The 17,397-nt window shown below is 60.9% G+C and carries 17 protein-coding genes; 9 read left to right on the plus strand and 8 right to left on the minus strand.

Annotation, left to right across the window (positions count from 1 at the left end; translation table 11 throughout):
* Window positions 1-26: 26 nt before the first annotated feature.
* On the minus strand, window positions 27-629 hold the full coding sequence (locus tag ACIQH5_RS20765) for a dihydrofolate reductase family protein (RefSeq protein ID WP_400407247.1): 603 nt from the start codon (window positions 627-629) through the stop codon (window positions 27-29).
* A gap of 121 nt (window positions 630-750) precedes the next feature.
* Between ACIQH5_RS20765 and ACIQH5_RS20770 the strand changes: the two genes are divergently transcribed.
* A complete protein-coding gene (locus ACIQH5_RS20770; protein WP_400407250.1) occupies window positions 751-978 on the plus strand; it encodes a hypothetical protein in 228 nt (75 codons plus the stop codon).
* A 15-nt stretch (window positions 979-993) separates the two neighbouring features.
* Here ACIQH5_RS20770 and ACIQH5_RS20775 read toward each other — a convergent pair whose 3' ends face one another.
* Window positions 994-2,553, minus strand: coding sequence for a glycoside hydrolase family 32 protein (locus tag ACIQH5_RS20775; RefSeq protein WP_400407253.1), 1,560 nt, complete (start codon window positions 2,551-2,553; stop codon window positions 994-996).
* A gap of 217 nt (window positions 2,554-2,770) precedes the next feature.
* Between ACIQH5_RS20775 and ACIQH5_RS20780 the strand changes: the two genes are divergently transcribed.
* The 6 genes from ACIQH5_RS20780 to ACIQH5_RS20805 all read left to right on the plus strand — a co-directional run bounded on the left by ACIQH5_RS20780 (window position 2,771) and on the right by ACIQH5_RS20805 (window position 9,343).
* Window positions 2,771-4,207 carry a glycoside hydrolase gene (locus tag ACIQH5_RS20780; protein ID WP_400407255.1) on the plus strand — a complete coding sequence of 479 codons (1,437 nt, stop codon included), beginning with the start codon at window positions 2,771-2,773 and terminating at the stop codon, window positions 4,205-4,207.
* 44 nt (window positions 4,208-4,251) lie between these two features.
* On the plus strand, window positions 4,252-5,589 hold the full coding sequence (locus ACIQH5_RS20785; protein WP_400407257.1) for an ABC transporter substrate-binding protein: 1,338 nt from the start codon (window positions 4,252-4,254) through the stop codon (window positions 5,587-5,589).
* A 46-nt stretch (window positions 5,590-5,635) separates the two neighbouring features.
* Window positions 5,636-6,517, plus strand: a complete 882-nt coding sequence (locus ACIQH5_RS20790; protein ID WP_141285739.1) for a carbohydrate ABC transporter permease — start codon at window positions 5,636-5,638, stop codon at window positions 6,515-6,517.
* Window positions 6,514-7,416 (plus strand): carbohydrate ABC transporter permease, encoded by a 903-nt coding sequence (locus ACIQH5_RS20795; RefSeq protein ID WP_400407260.1) that lies wholly within the window; start codon window positions 6,514-6,516, stop codon window positions 7,414-7,416. Before ACIQH5_RS20790 ends, ACIQH5_RS20795 begins: the two co-directional genes overlap by 4 nt.
* 38 nt (window positions 7,417-7,454) lie before the next feature.
* On the plus strand, window positions 7,455-8,534 hold the full coding sequence (locus tag ACIQH5_RS20800) for a LacI family DNA-binding transcriptional regulator (protein ID WP_400407262.1): 1,080 nt from the start codon (window positions 7,455-7,457) through the stop codon (window positions 8,532-8,534).
* 164 nt (window positions 8,535-8,698) lie between these two features.
* On the plus strand, window positions 8,699-9,343 hold the full coding sequence (locus ACIQH5_RS20805) for a DedA family protein (RefSeq protein ID WP_400407264.1): 645 nt from the start codon (window positions 8,699-8,701) through the stop codon (window positions 9,341-9,343).
* Between the two features lie 10 nt (window positions 9,344-9,353).
* On the opposite strand, the gene ACIQH5_RS20810 is transcribed toward ACIQH5_RS20805, so the two are convergent.
* The 4 genes from ACIQH5_RS20810 to ACIQH5_RS20825 all read right to left on the minus strand — a co-directional run bounded on the left by ACIQH5_RS20810 (window position 9,354) and on the right by ACIQH5_RS20825 (window position 13,270).
* A complete protein-coding gene (locus ACIQH5_RS20810) occupies window positions 9,354-9,806 on the minus strand; it encodes a Clp protease N-terminal domain-containing protein (RefSeq protein WP_400407267.1) in 453 nt (150 codons plus the stop codon).
* Between the two features lie 8 nt (window positions 9,807-9,814).
* A complete protein-coding gene (locus tag ACIQH5_RS20815) occupies window positions 9,815-10,018 on the minus strand; it encodes a helix-turn-helix domain-containing protein (RefSeq protein ID WP_024819718.1) in 204 nt (67 codons plus the stop codon).
* Window positions 10,019-10,131: 113 nt separating this feature from the next.
* A complete protein-coding gene (locus ACIQH5_RS20820) occupies window positions 10,132-11,826 on the minus strand; it encodes an amidohydrolase (RefSeq protein WP_400407272.1) in 1,695 nt (564 codons plus the stop codon).
* Window positions 11,819-13,270 (minus strand): APC family permease, encoded by a 1,452-nt coding sequence (locus ACIQH5_RS20825; RefSeq protein WP_400407274.1) that lies wholly within the window; start codon window positions 13,268-13,270, stop codon window positions 11,819-11,821. Before ACIQH5_RS20825 ends, ACIQH5_RS20820 begins: the two co-directional genes overlap by 8 nt.
* Before the next feature lie 89 nt (window positions 13,271-13,359).
* On the opposite strand from ACIQH5_RS20825, the gene ACIQH5_RS20830 reads away from it, so the two are divergent.
* Window positions 13,360-13,962 carry a TetR/AcrR family transcriptional regulator gene (locus tag ACIQH5_RS20830; RefSeq protein ID WP_400407276.1) on the plus strand — a complete coding sequence of 201 codons (603 nt, stop codon included), beginning with the start codon at window positions 13,360-13,362 and terminating at the stop codon, window positions 13,960-13,962.
* Window positions 13,963-13,978: 16 nt separating this feature from the next.
* Here ACIQH5_RS20830 and ACIQH5_RS20835 read toward each other — a convergent pair whose 3' ends face one another.
* The gene (locus ACIQH5_RS20835) at window positions 13,979-14,263 is read right to left on the minus strand and encodes a DUF1905 domain-containing protein (protein ID WP_142936526.1); all 285 of its coding nucleotides are present in this window, start codon (window positions 14,261-14,263) and stop codon (window positions 13,979-13,981) included.
* A 239-nt stretch (window positions 14,264-14,502) separates the two neighbouring features.
* Between ACIQH5_RS20835 and ACIQH5_RS20840 the strand changes: the two genes are divergently transcribed.
* The gene (locus tag ACIQH5_RS20840; protein ID WP_400407279.1) at window positions 14,503-14,805 is read left to right on the plus strand and encodes a hypothetical protein; all 303 of its coding nucleotides are present in this window, start codon (window positions 14,503-14,505) and stop codon (window positions 14,803-14,805) included.
* A gap of 75 nt (window positions 14,806-14,880) precedes the next feature.
* Here the strand turns inward: ACIQH5_RS20840 and ACIQH5_RS20845 are convergent, their stop codons facing one another.
* A complete protein-coding gene (locus tag ACIQH5_RS20845; protein ID WP_400407282.1) occupies window positions 14,881-17,331 on the minus strand; it encodes a carboxypeptidase regulatory-like domain-containing protein in 2,451 nt (816 codons plus the stop codon).
* Between the last annotated feature and the right edge of the window lie 66 nt (window positions 17,332-17,397).

The following is a 17,397-nucleotide window of genomic DNA, read 5'->3' on the forward strand; positions in this document are numbered from 1 at the left end:
TTGTGGATAACCCCGGATTGGTGACGCTAGCGCGGGTCCCGGTCACTCACCTGATAGATCAGGTGAGTGACGCGGGTTCCTGGCACGATCACGGGATCGTCCAGCAGGATATCCGCGTCAAGGTCCGCGAACCAGCGAATTCCGCGTCCGAGCAGTACAGGTACCAAGTCAACCCGGAGTTCGTCCACCACTCCCAGGCGCAGGCATTGCTGTGCCACGTCCGCGCCGGCAACACCAATCTCCTTACCCGCCGCGAGGTGGGCGGCCCGTTCCAAGGCCGAATCCAGGTCCCCGACGAATTCGAACGGGACCCGCTGACCATCCCGCCGGACCGGTGGCCAATCCGACGGGGGTTCGCGATGTGTCAGAACAACTGTTGGTGACTCGTTGGGCGGGTGACCTCCCCACCCCTTTGTCATATCGAAAATCCGCCGGCCGGAGATGAACGCCCCTTCCCGAGGGAGTGATTTCCAATAGGCGGCATCTGCTTCGCTGAGGTGAAACGGCACGGGGTGGCCTGGCATCCAGGTTTCCACGGATCCGGCCTCATACCAGTCGAACAGCGGACCGATTCCGTCGTCATCCCGCGCGATGAATCCGTCGAGGGACATGGAAAACTGAGCTGACACGCGGCTGTTCCTGTACATGAAATCAGTGTGGTTACCCCACCCGGCTTGTCAAGAACACCGCCCAACGAATGGGGTAATCAGGCTACTTATCAACGGCGGCCAATGTGTCTATGCTGATCTCATGGAGCCCACTTCAGCCATCCTTCTAGTGCTTATCGGCGTGGTTGTCTGGCTCGCAGGCACCATCCTGCCGCTGGCCCTGCTTCCTTCCTCACGTGCAGAAGAGGAGCGCAAACCCAGGGCACGCCACCCCCGCCACCCGCGGGGTGAGCCTCGCGCCGTCCACCGGTTTCGGCCTTCCTCATTGAGGGTCCACTCGGCGCACCACACCCGGCCGCACAGCGCTTAGCCCGGGCACGGCCGGCTACAGAGGACTGCCAAACTCCCGAATGGTGATTCCGGAAAAGTTCGCGGCGCCCCCGTCCGAATAGAGCGAGAGCCCGGCATCGCCATCGGCGAAGTGAACCTGCTGCGAAATCACAGTGTGCCCGGAGTTCACAAACACCTCCACGCTCTGCTTGTCCACGAAGATGCGCAGATGGACCGACTGCGCGTTGGCATCTATAGGCGCAGCGGCCCGCGTGTAGGGCACCAGCGAATACCCTCCTTGGTCTGACGGCGCGCGGTCCACGTATAACTCGTCACCGTACTTGCCAATATTGGTATGGCGGAAGCCGTCAGGGGAACGGCCAACAGATACCCCGACGTTCGTGGCCACGTTCCATGAAATATCGAGCTCAAGCTCGTAGGCGCGGCCACTCCATGGCAGTACGACGCTGCCGTTAACCGTGTGGTCAGGCAGGGTGGTGGTGGCGGTAACGTAACCCTGCAGCGCCTCAACCGGGGAGCTGATCAAGCTGTACCAGCCTCCCGATTGGCGCTCCAACCGTAGTTCACGCGTGATGGAGTTTTGCCCGTTGTAGCCATCAGAAGCATCTGTGGGTACGTCGCGGGCAGCATACTTCCAGTTGTTCATCCAAGCGATGGCCAGGCGCTTGGTCTCGGGTGCTTCAACCGACGGCCACGTCACGGCGGCATACCAGTCCCATCCCCAGTCGAGCCACTGCGGCGTGAGGTCATCAGCAATGAAGGCTGCGCCGTTCCAAGTACCCGTCCAATAGGCAAAAGTCATTGGCAGATCAATGCTGTAAGCGTCCATGCTCGCTCCGAACACCCAATGCCGGGTGCCGTCTCCGGCCGTCATTTCGAACAGATCCGGGCACTCGATTCCGCCCAAGGCATGGTTCGGGTAGTCGAAGTTCGATTTCCAACTCCAATCCCGCAGGTTCGTTGAGGTGTAAAACGCCGCATAGCGTGCCCGTCCGATCACGCACACCCACTCATTGCGTACAACGTCCCAGTGGATCTTCGGGTCGCGGAACCATTCTGCGTTGTCAACCTCAGATTGGGTGGTTGCAGTTCGTCCGTCGGTATTCACGATCACCGGGTCAGGAAGCGCGGAGAACGTGTAGCCGCCGTCGGTAGACCAATAGAGGTATTGCTCCTGGAACTTTCGCACGCCGCCAGTCGGCTGAGTTGCCAGCGCGACTACCGCCCCGGCACCGAAACCAGCCGTATTCGCCGAGTCCACCACCGCCGATCCTGACCACACCGGGAAGTCGGGCTGCAGGGGGATAGCCACACCGTTGTGGGTGAAGGAGACGCCGTCAGTTGTGGTTGCGTGATCCCAGCCGCCCGGACCATTGTTCTGACCGGAATGGAGATAGTAGAGCTGGTAGGCGCCATTGGTATGGACCGGACGCTGCGGATCACAGAGCCAGCCCGAGGGCGGAGTCATGTGGTAGATGGCCCGAAGCGATGCCTGGGCGTGCGCAGCTGCAGGTACGGCATTGCTCAGGAACAGAGCGATGGCGCCAACTCCGACGCCTTGCAAGGCGGTGCGTCGAGAAATGTGATTCGTCATTGATTCGTTCCTCTCATCGTTTGGGGCAACAGCGCGCCAAACGTCATCCAGCGGGTGGGGGAAGCCGAAGCTATGCAGGACATTAGCCGCAGCGAGTTAGGCTGGTCAAGCGTTTTAGCAAGGGAAAAAAGAATTTTGCTAAAACGCTTGAACACGCTGGATTTCCACGCTAACTTACGAGTGATCAAACGCTTTAGCAGAATGGACATCAGCGCAGATGAAACGCTCAGTCTTCTTCCAACCAGCCGACGGCTGGGTTGGAGACCTCATCCCCTTCGAGAAGGACGGGGAGTTCTGGCTTTTCTACCTTCACGAAGACCGCTCCGACCCGAAGCCGGGCACCTCATGGAATCTGGTCACCACCAAAGACCTCACCCAGTTTGAGGACCACGGCGTTTCGCTGCACCACGGCAGCGAAACGGATCTCGACTTCAACGCCTACACAGGCAGCATCGTCACGGATGATTCCGGCGTCCATCACCTGTTCTACACCGGTCAGAACCCCCGCAACGTCGGGCCCGATGGGGCGCCGCTGCAATTGGTCATGCATGCCACCAGTACGGACGGCATGCGGACCTGGTGCAAGCACCCCGAACACACCTTCGGCGCGCCGGACGGCTATGAATCCGGTGATTGGCGCGATCCCTTTGTGTTCCGGGATGACAGCAAGAACCAGTGGAGGATGCTGCTCGCGGCAAGGCACTCCACCGGGCCCGAACGTCGCCGCGGCGTGATTGCACAGTGCGTATCCCCGGACCTGGCAATGTGGCAGCACACCGAACCGTTCTGGGATCCGCACCGCTACATCACGCACGAATGCCCGGACGTTTTCCAATGGGGCGACTGGTGGTACATGGTGTACTCCGAGTTCTCGGAATCGTTCACCACCCGCTATCGCATGGCCAAGAGCCCCGACGGCCCGTGGAGTGTGCCTGCTTTGGACAGCATTGACGGCCGTGCCTTCTACGCGTCAAAGACGGCAGAACGCGACGGGCGGCGCTTCTTCTTCGGATGGATTGCCAGCAAGGAAGGCAATACCGATCACGGTCCCTGGCAGTGGGCTGGAACCATGTCCGTTCTGGAAGCCCGCCAAAATCCCGACGGAACGCTGGGATTCTCCTTCGCGGAGGAGCTGGTGGAGAGCTTCTGGGAAGACGTCCCGGTTTCGCTGAACGGTGCCTTGCCGGCCCGGCTCGAGGTGCCGGACGGGTACACGGCGTTGGTGTCGGACGAGGAGCTGCCGCGGCAGTTTTACGCCAAGGCAGTGCTGGACATCGCCCCGGACACCACCGAGTGCGGCTTGCTGCTCCGCTCAAACCACGACGGCGACCATTCTTACGTACTGCGTCTGGAACCCAAACGTGGCCGGCTCGTCTTCGACCGCTGGCCGCGAGCGATCACCGGCGACGCGCAGTGGCACGTCTCCGGGGACGTGCCGTTCGACGTCGAACTTGAGCGGCCCTGCAACCTCACCCCTGGCGAGCACACCCTTGAGGTCATCGTCGACGGCGACACTTGCGTCGCCGTCGTCGACCATCAGGTGGCGCTCAGCGCCAGAATCTACGACTTCACAACCGGCCGGCTCGGCGTCTTCGCCGGAGAAGGAACCGCGACTCTTACCGAACTTGAGATACGCCAGCGTACCGACAACTGAATATCGCACCCCAACCTCTGTTCCAATCAAGGGAGATTGCCTCAATGAAGAAACTACTCCGAGCTGCCGCCGTGGCAGCCGTCACTGCCTTGGCACTGACCGCCTGTGGCGGGGGAGGAACCGCCACCGACCCCTCCAACGTCAGCCCTACCGGGGAGATCAAACCCCGTGAAATCTCATGGCTGCTCTCCAGGCCCGCCGATGGAGCTGTCATCAACATCATGAAAAAGCTCGCGGACGATTACGCCAAAGACCACCCGGGCTTCGCACTGAACCTCATCACCACCCCGGACCGCCCCTCCTACATTCAAAAACTCGAAACCCTGGCAGCAGCCAACAAGCTGCCGGAATTGTTCGACACGGATGCCACCCCCTTCGCTCAGGAACTTGCCAAGCAAGGAAAAATGGTGGACGCCGACAAGCTCCTGAAATCACTGGACGTCTACGACGACTACCGGCCCGGCGCACTGGATTACCAGCGCTTCGACGACGGCTCCCTGTACATGATTCCGTTCCAGTTCGAACTCGAATTCATCTGGTACAACAAGGCACTGTTCGAGAAGGCCGGCGTTTCCGTGCCGAAGTCCCTCGATGACATACCCGCCATGTGCACTGCACTGCGAAACTCAGGCATCACTCCGATCGCCATCGACGGGCAGGACCAGTGGCCGCTGGAACGCTACGTGGCGTACCAGCCGTTCCGTGAAGCCGGACCGGACTTCGTCCAGAAGCTGAAGAAGGGCGAGGCATCATTTACGGACGAGGCCGGTCAGAAGACCGTGAACTGGATGGCCGACCTCGGCAAGGCCAAGTGCTTCCAGGAGGGCTTCTCCGCCCAGGGCTACTCGGATGCGCAGAACCAGTTCACCTCGGGCCAAGCTGCCATGTACAACATTGGCACCTGGGAACTTCCGAGCCTCGCCACGGACAAGCTCAACCCTGAAGTCCGGGACGACATCGATTTCTTCACCTTGCCCACCACCGAAGGTTCGGCGACCTCTGCCAACGAGTTCGTCTCGCCGTCCGGCATCGGCATGGCCGTGAACTCCAAGACCTACGATCCGTTGGTCAGCGACTTCCTGAAGTTCGCCTTGGCGAAGTACCCCGCTGAGTACGCCGCCACCGGAGCCCTCTCCCCCACCACCAACGTGCAAACAGCCATCCCGGCCAACGCGACTCCGCTGTACAAGAAGGCCCTGGAAACGGCCACCACGCTTGGGGACAAGCAAGCCATGCCGTGGGATACCCAGCTGGACCCCACCACCAACGGCCGGCTGCAACAAGAACTTGTCCTGCTGGTCCAAGGCAACATCTCGCCCGAACAGTTCACCAAGACCATGGACGACGCCATCAAGCAGAACGCTCCCAAGTTCTTCAAGTAAACCGAAGCGGCGGGGGCTCCCGAGGCCCCCGCCCGAAAGGCCCACCATGCTACCCAACAGGTCACGGACCTCAGTCCTGGTCTTCCTGCTTCCACCACTGCTGCTCTACTGCGCAGCAGTACTCTTCCCGATTCTTCAGTCACTGTTCCTGAGCTTCTTCTCCTGGAACGGCATCAGCGAGATGGAGTTCGTCGGACTCCAAAACTACGTCCGGATGCTTACTGCGGACGATATTTTCTGGCGGTCCTTCTTCAACGCGCTCCTCTACCTGGCCATCTGCCTGGTGCTGCAGCTCGGCGGAGCACTGGTTGTAGCCAGCCTGCTCACATCACTGCGTCGGGGACGGGAACTCATCAAGACCCTGTACTTGCTGCCAGCGGTGATCTCCACCGTTGCGATTGCTTTCCTCTTTGTCCGCATCTACTCCATTGACCCGGTTGGCCTGTTGAATCAGCTGTTGCACTGGGTTGGCTTGGGTTCCCTTGAACGGGCTTGGCTCTCCGATGTGAACACCGTGCTGGCCGCCGTATCCGCCCCCGAAGGCTGGCGGTTCACGGGGCTTTACATGCTCATTATTTACGCGGCCTTGATCGCCGTGCCCAAGGAACTGGAAGAAGCGGCAGTGCTGGACGGTGCCTCGAAGTGGACACTCTTCACTAAGATCCGCTTCCCCTATATACGTCCTGTGTGGATCACCACCACCATCATGGCCACCACCTACGGCCTGCGGGGTTTCGATATCCCGTACCTCATGACCAACGGTGGCCCCGGGCAGTCCTCCGAGCTGCTCACCACCTACATGTACAAGACAGCCTTCACCAGTACGGACTTCGGCTACGCAAGTACCATCTCCGTCTTCATCGTGATCGAGTGCCTCGTCGCCGTCGGCCTCATCTTGTTCATGCTCAAGCGGAAGGCAGATTCATGATCACCCAGACAGCCCCGTCTACCCCGCGCGCGTCAGCTCCATCCTCGCCGGTACATCAACGACGCCGGCGTAAGCCGAGCCTGTACCGGACACTCTCGCGGGTCCTGATCATGCTCATCGTGATCGTTCAGGTCTACCCGCTCGCTTGGCTGTTCCTGACCAGCCTGCGGACAGAACAGGATTTTGCAACCGGCGATCCGTTCGCACTTCCCAGTTCGTTGACGTGGGAAAACTACGCGAGGGCCTTTGAAACAGGCGACTTGGGCCGGAATATCCTGAACAGTTTCATTGTCACTATGGGCGCCAACATCCTCATTGTGTTGTTCGGCATGATGGCCGCCTACGCCATTCAGGTTCTGGGATTCCGGCTGAGCCGCTTCGTCCGTGCCCTGTTCCTGATCGGGATCATTGTTCCGGTTCAGATCGCGTTGGTCCCGCTGTTCATCGACTACTCCGCCGTGAACCTGCTGGACACCTATCAGTCCATGATTATCCCCCTGGCTGGTTTCGCCCTGCCCATGTCCATCTACCTGTTCTCCTCCTTCTTCGAATACATTCCGCGTGAAACCTACGAAGCCGCATCCCTGGATGGCGCCGGACCCTACAGGATTTTTGGTCTGATCACGCTGCCGCTCTCACTCAACACCGTGGTCACTGTTGTGCTGGTGAACAGCATCTTCATTTGGAACGACTTCATCTTCGCCAATACCTTTGTCCTGTCCGAAGACCTGAAAACCATCCCACTGGGTTTGCAAAATTACATTGGCGCCATGGGAAAGGTGGATTGGACCGCCACGTTTGCTGCGGTGTGCGTGACCATCACTCCCTTGCTCCTGGTCTTCCTCGTCCTGAACAAGGCCATGATCCAAGGTCTGGAAAGCGGGGCGACCAAGGGATGACCACCACGGCAGACGGATATACTCCAGACGGAGGACAGATGATTTCGCAGGAGAAAAATTCAGGCAACCCGGGCATCCCGGCGGTTCACGCCAGAGCAGACCGCGCCCATCCGGTGACCCTCCGTGAAGTCGCTGAATTGGCTGGCGTTTCCACTGCCACAGTCTCGTTGGTCATCAACAAAAAGAAGAACGCGCGCATCGCGGACGAGACGCGTCAACGGGTCACGGAGGCCATAGCCAAGCTGGGCTACCGCCCAAATGCCATGGCCAAAACGTTAGTCAGTGGAACCTCAAAATTCATCGGGTTGGTAGCCGACGGCGTTGCCACTACGCCCTTCGCCGGCCAGATCATCCATGGGGCCCAGGACGAAGCGTGGAAACATGGTTACGCCTTACTGATCGCCAACACCGAAGGCAACAAGGACCTCGAAAAAGACGCAATCGCCATGATGCTGGAATACAAAGTACGCGGCATCTTGTACTCAACATGGTTCCACCGCCCCACTGACGTCCCGGAGACCCTTCGCGAGGCGGATTTTGTCCTGGTCAACTGTTTCTCCCCCGAAGCCGGTGCCGCCCGTGCCGTGGTACCTGATGAGGCACAGGGCGGACAGTCGGCCACGGAAATCCTGCTTCGCGAAGGCCACCGGCGAATCGCCTTCATCAACACCACCACCCCCGCACCTGCCAAGGACGGTCGCCTCCAGGGCTATAAGACCGCACTCGAGAGCGCTGGAATACCCTTCAACCCGGAGTTGGTGCTCGAAGCCTACCCGGATCAGGAAGGTGGCTACGGCGCCACCGATGACCTGCTCAAGCTCAAGGTCAGCGCCGTCTATTGCTACAACGACCGGATGGCGATGGGACTCTACGATGGCTTGAGGGAGAACGGCCTCTCCATTCCAGATGACATTGCCGTGGTGGGTTTCGACAACCAGGAAGTCATCGCGGCCCACCTGCGTCCTCCACTTTCAACGGTGTCACTACCCCACTACGAACTGGGCGCTGCGGGTGTTCGCATGCTGTTGGGCCTCGATGCGGCGCCCCTCGATTCTGCGGTGAAGATTGCCTGCCCTGCAGTTGAGCGCGCCTCTGTGGCAGTGCACCTACCAGCCTGAAAACCTCTTGACATTGCTTGTTGCCCGAGGGCCTGGATGGGCATAGCGTTGAGGTGGAAGCCCAGTGGTCCCCCATCACTGGGCTTCCCCTTGGAAACGTCAGCTCGCGGCGCTTCAGACCTTTACGGCACCATCCTTTACGAACGGAGATCGTCCTGATCAGCTTGCTCAAGGCGACCGCTGCAGCCGATGAGTTAACCGGGATTGTGGGAATCGCTGCGCAGGTCATCGAGGCCCTGGGTGAATGGGGCGTGGGCCTGCTGACGTTCTTGGAGACCGTGTTTCCGCCCATACCCAGTGAGGTGATCCTCCCACTGGCCGGATTCCTTACCCAACAGGGCGGCATAAACCTGATCCTGGTGTTTGTCACCAGCACACTGGGCGCCTATGCCGGAGCGATGCTCCTGTACTGGCTGGGCTACAAGGTGGGGCTGGAGAGGTCCATCAAGCTACTGTCGAAATTGCCCCTGGTTGATCGGGAAGATTTCGAGAAAGCCGCCGGATGGTTCGAACGCCACGGCAAGTCCGCCATCTTCTTTGGTCGGCTGCTTCCCGGCGTGCGCAGTCTCATTTCCCTCCCGGCAGGTGCCGAACGCATGAACCTGGTGACGTTCAGCATCTTTACTGTCGCGGGGACGGGCGTATGGAACGCCCTGCTCATTGGTGCGGGCGCACTGCTCGGCAAGCAGTATCACCTGGTTGACCAGTACTCGCGATTCCTCAATTACGCCGTCTACGCAGGGCTCGCCGCATTCGTGGTGTGGCTCATCATCCGGAGAATCAAGAAGCGCAAGGAAAGTTCTCGCTAGCTGAGCCCCTTCACCGGAGTCGGGCCCGAACCGTCGTTTTGTCCACCTTGAGTTCTTCGAAGAGAGCAGACACAGGATCGAGTTCTTCGCGATCCAGAAGCGCCACAAGAAGGTTAGATGTAGTGATCTGCCGGGACTTCTGATCCATTGCCTGTTTCACCATGTTTGCCATCACTTCCTTGGCGCCCGAACTAAACGGCGGCTTCCTCCCCTTTGTTGGCATCGTGGCCCCCTTAAGGTTCCTGGTTTCCAGCCCGATAGCCTTCAGCGCAGCTGCATCCAACCGGGACGCCGCGTTATGAGCATCGTCCAGAGTGATGCCGAGGACCGCGGCGGGCTCCGGTTCATGAAGCGCGCCCAAAAGCAGGTGCTCCGTTCCCAGTCGCTTATCGCCCCTGCCTCGGGCTTCTTCCATGGCGTACCCCACAATCCTGCGGGTATCGCGGGCAAATTGTTCGAACATGGCTCAACTCACTCCCGGTATTTTGCGTGTACTGATTGTCGGGAGACGCCCAAGGCGTCACCGATCTGCTCCCACGTCCACCCCTGCTCGCGGGCCGCCCTTACGTGGACCGCCTCAACCTGCTCGGCCAGGCGGTGAAGAGCTCCCACCGCGCGTAGGCCAACGGCGGGGTTTGTCGAATGGATCTGCTCGGATAGATCATCAGCTTCCATACCTGTCAGGCTAGGCTGACAGAAGTAGTTCTGTCAACCTAGCCTGACAAGCCATTTTGCTTGGATTTAGGGCTTACGGTCCCAGGGGATCCCTACGCCCTGGGAGCTTGGCGTTAGTGTGAGCACGTCGAGTGTTCGGAGGACGGGACGCCCTTGGTCGCATACGCCGCGGCGGCTGGCACTGGCGGCTCCCCTGCGTACTCTTTCCGGGCATCATGGACCACTGCGCCGTTGACGATTGTCAGGTCGGCCCGCTCGCCGAGGAGTTCGTCCGCTCCAAGTGCATACAAATTGGACGACCAGACCACGACGTCGGCCCTCGCGCCTACGCGGATGACGCCCAGTTCATCTTCTGCGTGCCAAGCCCAAGCGCCGCCGTGCGTGTAGGCGCGGATGGTTGTGTCCAGGTCAAGCCGCTCACCGGGGGTCCAGGACGAGGCACCATCGAGTCCAGCCCTTGTCAGTGCCGAGTAAAAGCCCACGATCGGGTCCATCTCTCCCACTTGCCAATCGCTGGAGAAGGCCAGGCGGGCTCCTGATTCGGCAAGGGATTTGAACCGCCAGGCACGGTCCCAGCGCTCTTCGCCTACGTTGTCCATCCACGTACCGGCCACCAGGTCAGGGGAACAGTGCCGCGGCTGCATGGCTGGAACAACACCCAATTGGGCGAACCTGGGCAAGTCGGCGTCGTCCAAGCACTCCACGTGGACAATCCCGTGCCGGCGGTCGGTGGTGCGGTTATGGTGCTGGGCCTGCTGGATCGCATCTAATGCCATCCGTACGCCCAGGTCTCCAGTTGCGTGCGTGTGCGTCTGGAAACCCATGCGGTCCAACTCGCCAAGCATTGCCGTGAACTCGTTGGGTGGCATGCTCGGGGCTCCTCGGTGGCCCGGCCTGTTGGCATAGTCGGCAAGCATGGCCGCGGTGTGCGGTTCGATCACATCGTCGGCGTAGAGCTTGACCGGCCCAAGCCGCAGCATGTCGTCCACGGGTGCACTGTCAACTGCCTCGCGCAGATCCCTGCGGAACTCCGCATCGGAACCAACGGGGTGGAAGAGTGCGGTGATCACACGGGAGTGCATTTTCCCTTCCCGACGCGCCCGGTACATCAGGTCAAGCTCCGCGAGCGGAACTTGGGGTTCCACCACCGTGGTGATGCCGACGGCTGCCGCCATTGCCAAACTTGAGGTGATCCGACGATAGCGGCGGTCAGGAGAATACATGGGGATGTCGCGCTGGAGTCCCCGCAAGCCTGCGCTGGTCATCGCGCTTGTGTAGAAGTCCGTGACCCAGCCGGTAGGCCTCCCATCGGCCCCGACCTCGGGACGACCCCAGGGGATGGAAGTGCCCCGATCAATTCCAAGCACCCGCAGGGCGGCGTCGTTGAGCCACACTGAGTGCTGGTCGTAGGTGGTGATGAACACCGGGCGGTCAGTCAGGCCCCGAAGGTCTCCGGCGTTGGGCCGCCGACCTTCCACTACCGAATACACGGCGTTCTCCGCGCACACCCAGTCCAAGTCCGGACGTTCGCTGGCGTGATCGGCGATCCGGTTGCGGACCTCCTCCAAGGAGTGGGCCCCCTCCAGACTGACGGCGTCGGGATCGAATCCGAGGAGCAAGTGGTTGTGGCTGTCGATGACGCCGGGTGTCAGCAGCCGCCCGCTCAGGTCGATCCGCCGTCGAGCCGCTGGAGCGTCACTGTCCGTTCCCACATAGGTGATGACGCCACTGGTAATGCCAACTGCCTGGGCCCACCCGGCCTCATCAAACGTGCGGACAGCTCCGTTGTGAAGCAACAGGTCAAGCATTGTGGTTCTCCTCGTCAATAACAGCGTCAAGTAACAGCAGGTGGGTCCCGCTCCGCGGCCGGAGATACAGGAAGTAGTAGATGAAGCCGGCAGACACGAAGACCAGCGAAATGCCCAAGCTCAGCCACTGCGCCGGATCCAGGATGGCCACGATGAAAACCAAGCCCAGTGCCGCAATACACAGGGCGGGAGGCAACGGCCACCACGGCATCCGGTAGCCTGTTCGATTCCGGTTTGTTCGGCGGTGGTTGATGGCGGCCAGCGCGATGAAGAGGTAGCTGAAAGTCAGTGTGGATCCTGTGGCGGTCAGGAGAACGTCGATCGGGACGAAGCACGCCACAAAGGCGAACACGCCCATAACGGCTGTGGCAACGACGGGCACCTGGCCCTTGCTGCTCACTTGCTGCAGCCCGCGGGAAAGACCTGCTGGCAGTGCCTGGTCACGAGCGGCTGCATAGAGCAGGCGGCCGGCCTGGAGGGTGATGGCAATGATGGCGTTAATGATGGCAAAGGCAACGGACAATAGGACCAGCATGGTCACGGCTTCCCCTGCGCGTTCGCTCAGGAAGGCCTCGACGGGGAGCTCCGAGCCGAATAATTCCTCTTGGGATGAGGCCCCCAGGAGGATTGCACCCAGCGGGATTATTTCTGCGGCGATAGTCACGGCCGCACTCCAGATCACCGCACGGGCCAACGTCTTTGTGGGGTTTTTGGTTTCCTCGGCAAAGTAGACCGCTCCCCCGTATCCATTGAAGGAAAAGATTCCCTGTGTCACGGCAATCATGAGCCCGGAGATGGCCAGCGGGGCCAAGGAGCCAGTGGCCGGGTCCAAAGCCTGGGCAGTGAAGAGAGACTCCACCGGGCGTTCAATGTGGACGAGGCCCAGGACCGCCAGAAGGACAAGTGCGGCCATTTCGATGAACAGGAAGACGCCCGTCAGCCAAGCGTTGGTACGAATGTTGAAGCAGGCGGTGACGGTGGTGAGAACCACCACCACCAGCGCCGTCTGTTGCGGTGAGAGCCCTGCGATGGCCACTCCGAGGTAGTCGGCCACACCCAGGGCGAAGACCGCCACAATCAGGGGCAGGGACACCAAACTGATGAAAAAGGTGGCGACACCAAAAGCCGGTCCCAACGCCCGGGACACCAGCGAATAGTCGCCGCCCGCTACGGGGTAGGCGGACGCGAGTTCCGCATAGCAAAAGGCCACAAGAATGCTGACTACGCCGGCTATGAGAAATCCCCACACCACCCCGGTGCCGAAGGCCGTCAGGGCGGCTCCGCCAAGGATGAAGACGCTGGAAGCAGGCGAAATCGACGACAAAGTGATGAGGATATTGCCGCCAAGCCCCAGACTGCGGGACAAGGAGGCGTCATAGTTTCCTGCTGTCCCGCTTACAGGTTCGGGAGGCTGCGCGGGAACGGAGGTGATGGGCTGTTCCATGGGAGTCCATTCAGGTCGATTTAGTTTTTTGACGTCAGCGTCAAATAACTATTGGAGTGTGGCAGTTCACATCGGATAGTGTCAAGAGCATGGCTAGACCCAACACGCAGGAACGGCGCCGCTCCGAGCTCGTCGAGGCAGCACTCAAAGAAGCCTCCACCCAGGGGCTTCGCTCTCTGTCCCTGACCGACGTCGCCAAAAGGGCCGGGCTGACCAGAGGGGCGTTGCTCTACTACTTCGACGATCTGGACGCTCTCCTGGTGGAGGCCCACCGTGCCGGAACGGAGCGTTTCTGCGACCACCGCGACAGCGTGGTGGCAGGACTCGAATCACCCGCTGAGAAGCTGCGGGCGGCCATTGCCGCCGGACTGCCCAGCGGACCCGATGACGCCCTCATGCGACTGCTCTACGAGTTCGACTTCATGGCCGGCCAGTCGGACCTGCACGACACCCTGGTCCAGCAGATGTACTTGAGGCAGACCGCCACATACCGCGCAATTTTTGAGGAAGGCAATGCGACCGGCGCCTTCATTATTTCCGCCGATCTCGATCAAGCCACCATGAACATGGTGGCGCTCGAAGACGCCTACAGCTTGCACATTGTGGCAGGAAACAGGCTCGTTACCGTCGACATGGCCCGCGAAGCAATGCTCGCGTTTGCCGAGCAAATAGGGTGCCGGACTTCAGCCTGAAAGGGGACGGCTCTCGTCAGTTCAGTCGCTGAGTGAGGTGAACTTCAACCGCGTCACCGTCGCCTTTACCAATAGCTTTGCGGACAGGAGCGGCCACCGGCAGCTTGTGCGTACCGTCTCCCAACGCCATGAAGGCTCCAGTGAACGGGTGCCCGTCTACTGTGCCGGCCACTTTGACCAGTCCACGGGTTCCAAAGATCTTCGCTGACTCAGGCAACTGGACGCAGGTCCAGGTATCCCCTGGGCGAACTTTGCCGAGCAGGGCAACAAAGGTGATGTCCAGTGGTTGTGGTTCTGCCATCTTCTCGTCCTTGTCACTGTGCCGAGGTGGACGCTGCCGCTTATTCGGGCAGCGTATTGACGGACACCCTGCCGTCTTGGCAATTCTGACAAGTTCGTGACGCGTTGCCAACGAACCATTAGGTGCTCATAGCTAGGATAAAGACGAAACTGAAGGTGCAACCCGCGCACCTGGCAGCGGGTTCCGCCTCCCACACCCTGGCACTACCAACTCACCATCCCGCACAACGAGAAATGAATATGGAACTTCTTGACGCCCACACAGTTGTGATCTCTGCCGTCCTTTTGGTGCACATCACAGGTGTGATGATCGTGGCCGCCTCGATCGCTGGCTTGGTGATCTCACTCTTTACCGTCGTACTCGCCGTGCACTCCGTCCGCACCACGTGGGAACTGACGCAAAACTGGCGAAGCAGAGGCCGCTTCGAAGGCAGTTTCAACAAGGTTCTTGGCTCGTTGAAGGCAGGCGTTCTGGCAGCACGTCCGTTGATTGCTGCGGCGCGGCGGCGGATCAGCCGGTTGTCATCGATCAAGCCAGAGTAAGGGCCGAACACGGCAAGGCTCAGCGGATAGCCAGACCCACCGCCGCCAAGCGAGCTCACCGGCGGCGACTTCTGATCAGCCGATCAACGCCGTGGCCGCAGAGTAGCGCGCCAGTGCAGTGTACGCAGTCTTTGTGCCGGTCACACGTACTTTGATGGCGCTACCCTTGTCCGCAGCGACCAATTTGTATGTCTGAGCGGTGGCGCCCGAAATGGCGGTGCTTCCGCGGTACCACTGGTAGCTCAGCGTCACGGGCGCAGGACCCCACGTGCCGGGGGTCGCAGTGAGCGTGCTGCCCACCGTGTTGGTGCCCGACACCGCAGGAACCGGAGCCGTTAGGGTACCGGCAGCGACAGCAGCAGTCGCAGCGGAAGTCTTCGCCGCCGTCGTAAAGCCGGCCTTCGACCCCGTGACCTGGACCGTCATGGTCTTACCCAAATCAGCCGCAACCAACGAATAAGTAGCTGACGTTGCACCCGTCACCGCAACACCGCTCCGGAACCACTGATACGCCAACGTCACAGGAGCAGGACCCCACGCACCCGGAACAGCCGTCAACACCGAGCCGACCTTCACCGTCCCGGAAATCGTCGGCACCGGAGCCGTCAAGGTCCCCACCGCCACAGCAGCCGTCGCAGCGGAAGTCTTCGCCGCCGTCGTAAAGCCGGCCTTCGAACCCGTGACCTGGACCGTCATGGTCTTACCCAAATCAGCCGCAACCAACGAATAAGTAGCAGCAGTAGCACCGGTCACCGCAACACCGCTTCGGAACCACTGATAAGCCAACGTCACAGGAGCAGGACCCCACGCACCCGGAGCAGCCGTCAACACCGAGCCGACCTTCACCGTCCCGGAAATCGTCGGCACCGGAGCCGTCAAGGTCCCGGCAGCGACGGTGACGGTGGCTTGGCCGTAATAGGGCTGCAGGGGCCAGTCGTGGACACTCAGCCGGGCAGTGACTTTCTTGCCGGCGTCGGAGGCTTGGAGGAGGAACGTCGGCCCGTTTGACCTGTAGTCCTGCACGCCGTCGACGAACCAGTCGTAGTAGGGGCCAAAATCGGGGGCGGGATTCAGGGTGCCGTGGTCAACGGTCAGAGTGTTCCCAGCGCTGGGCGTTCCCAGAAGGGTGAAGGGCTTGGACGCCGTGACGGCGTCGGCGCCCGATTTTCCGCCGTGTACCGAGGTGGAGTACGACGCATACCCGGTCTTGGTCCCGCTGACTTTCGCCCAGATGTCGTACCCGGCATCAGCGGTGGTGGGCACGTACGCAGTGGTGGTGGCGCCGGCAATGTCCTGAAGGGCCTCGCCGTCTTTGGACCGCTGCCACTGGTAAGCGAGGGTCACCGGAGCCGGTCCCCAGACGCCGGGATCAACGGTCAGTTTCTGTCCGGCCTGGGCAGAACCGTAAACGAACGGCCTGCCAGGTGCCAGCGACAGCCCTTCGACGTCCAGTTGCATGGTCAGCTTTACACGCTGGCCAGCAGCGGTTGCCGTCAGAACGGTGGCCGTGTCCTTGGTGGCCGTGTTGTCGTAGCATTCGGTCTTGTAGCGTTTTTCGCGGGGCGTGCCCTCGTAAACCGTGTCCGAGACGCAGAGCTTGTATTTCTTTCCGGCTGCCATGCGCCAGTAAATCTTGCCCTGCGCATCCGAGGTAAGCGGACCCATCTGAGGTCCGTCCCAGGCTCCCGTTGCGTCGTTATAGACCCACGGGACATACCCGACGTCGGCAATCGGCGCGCCTGCCGGATCGACGACAGTTGCTTCCATGATGGTTTCATCCTTGAGGACGAAGTTCACGTTGGTCCACTGCACACCGGGCGGGACGGTAGCCGTGCTGTAGGTATCCACAGTGCCGGTGCCGTTCCAATACTGTTCCAGGTAGAGACGCTGGCCCGACTCGTCCCGGACGCTGATGTATGCCTGGTTGGGCGGAATCTTGGTGACGGTGAAGTAGCCGTTGGCGTCGGGCGTGGTGCTGCTCACCTGTCCGCCGTTGTTGGGTGAAGCTGAGACGGATACTGCCGTCACCGGCTGGCCGGCCTTGTTGGTGACCCTGCCGCTCATGCTGCCGAACGCTTCCAGCTGGGGGTTGTACGTGGTGGTGGGAGCAGCATCGGTGACGGCAACCGGCGTCGAACCGTAGGAACTTGACTGGTTCACATTCCACTCACTGGCGTAGGTGGCGGAGCAGGGTCCGCTACTGCACGTGGTCCACAATTTGTAGCTGCCAGCAGCCGGCACGCTAAAGCTGTAGGAGCCATCGGGCGAAGACCACGCGCCGGCTACCAAGGAGGCGCGGTCGTCATTGGTGTACGCCCCCACCCACACGTCGCCAAGCGCAGTGGCCGTTGCGGTTGCTGTCAGTTTTCCTTTGACCACACCCTTGAAGGTGTAGGTTGCGGCCGAGGCGGGTGCCGCTCCGGCGAAAAGGCCCGCGGCCACCAGGACGGCGGTCACCAGGGCGGCCCACACCCCTTGCCGTGTCCTTCGAAGCGGATGGTGAGTGGCAGGTCGAGGCAACGGCATGGGTAAGGTCCTTTTCCCCAAGAAAGTGACTGAGCGGACCGAGCGGTCCCCTGTCATCGTAGGCGT

Origin of the sequence: Paenarthrobacter sp. NPDC091711 (assembly GCF_044756605.1) — a bacterium.
Classification (GTDB): domain Bacteria; phylum Actinomycetota; class Actinomycetes; order Actinomycetales; family Micrococcaceae; genus Arthrobacter.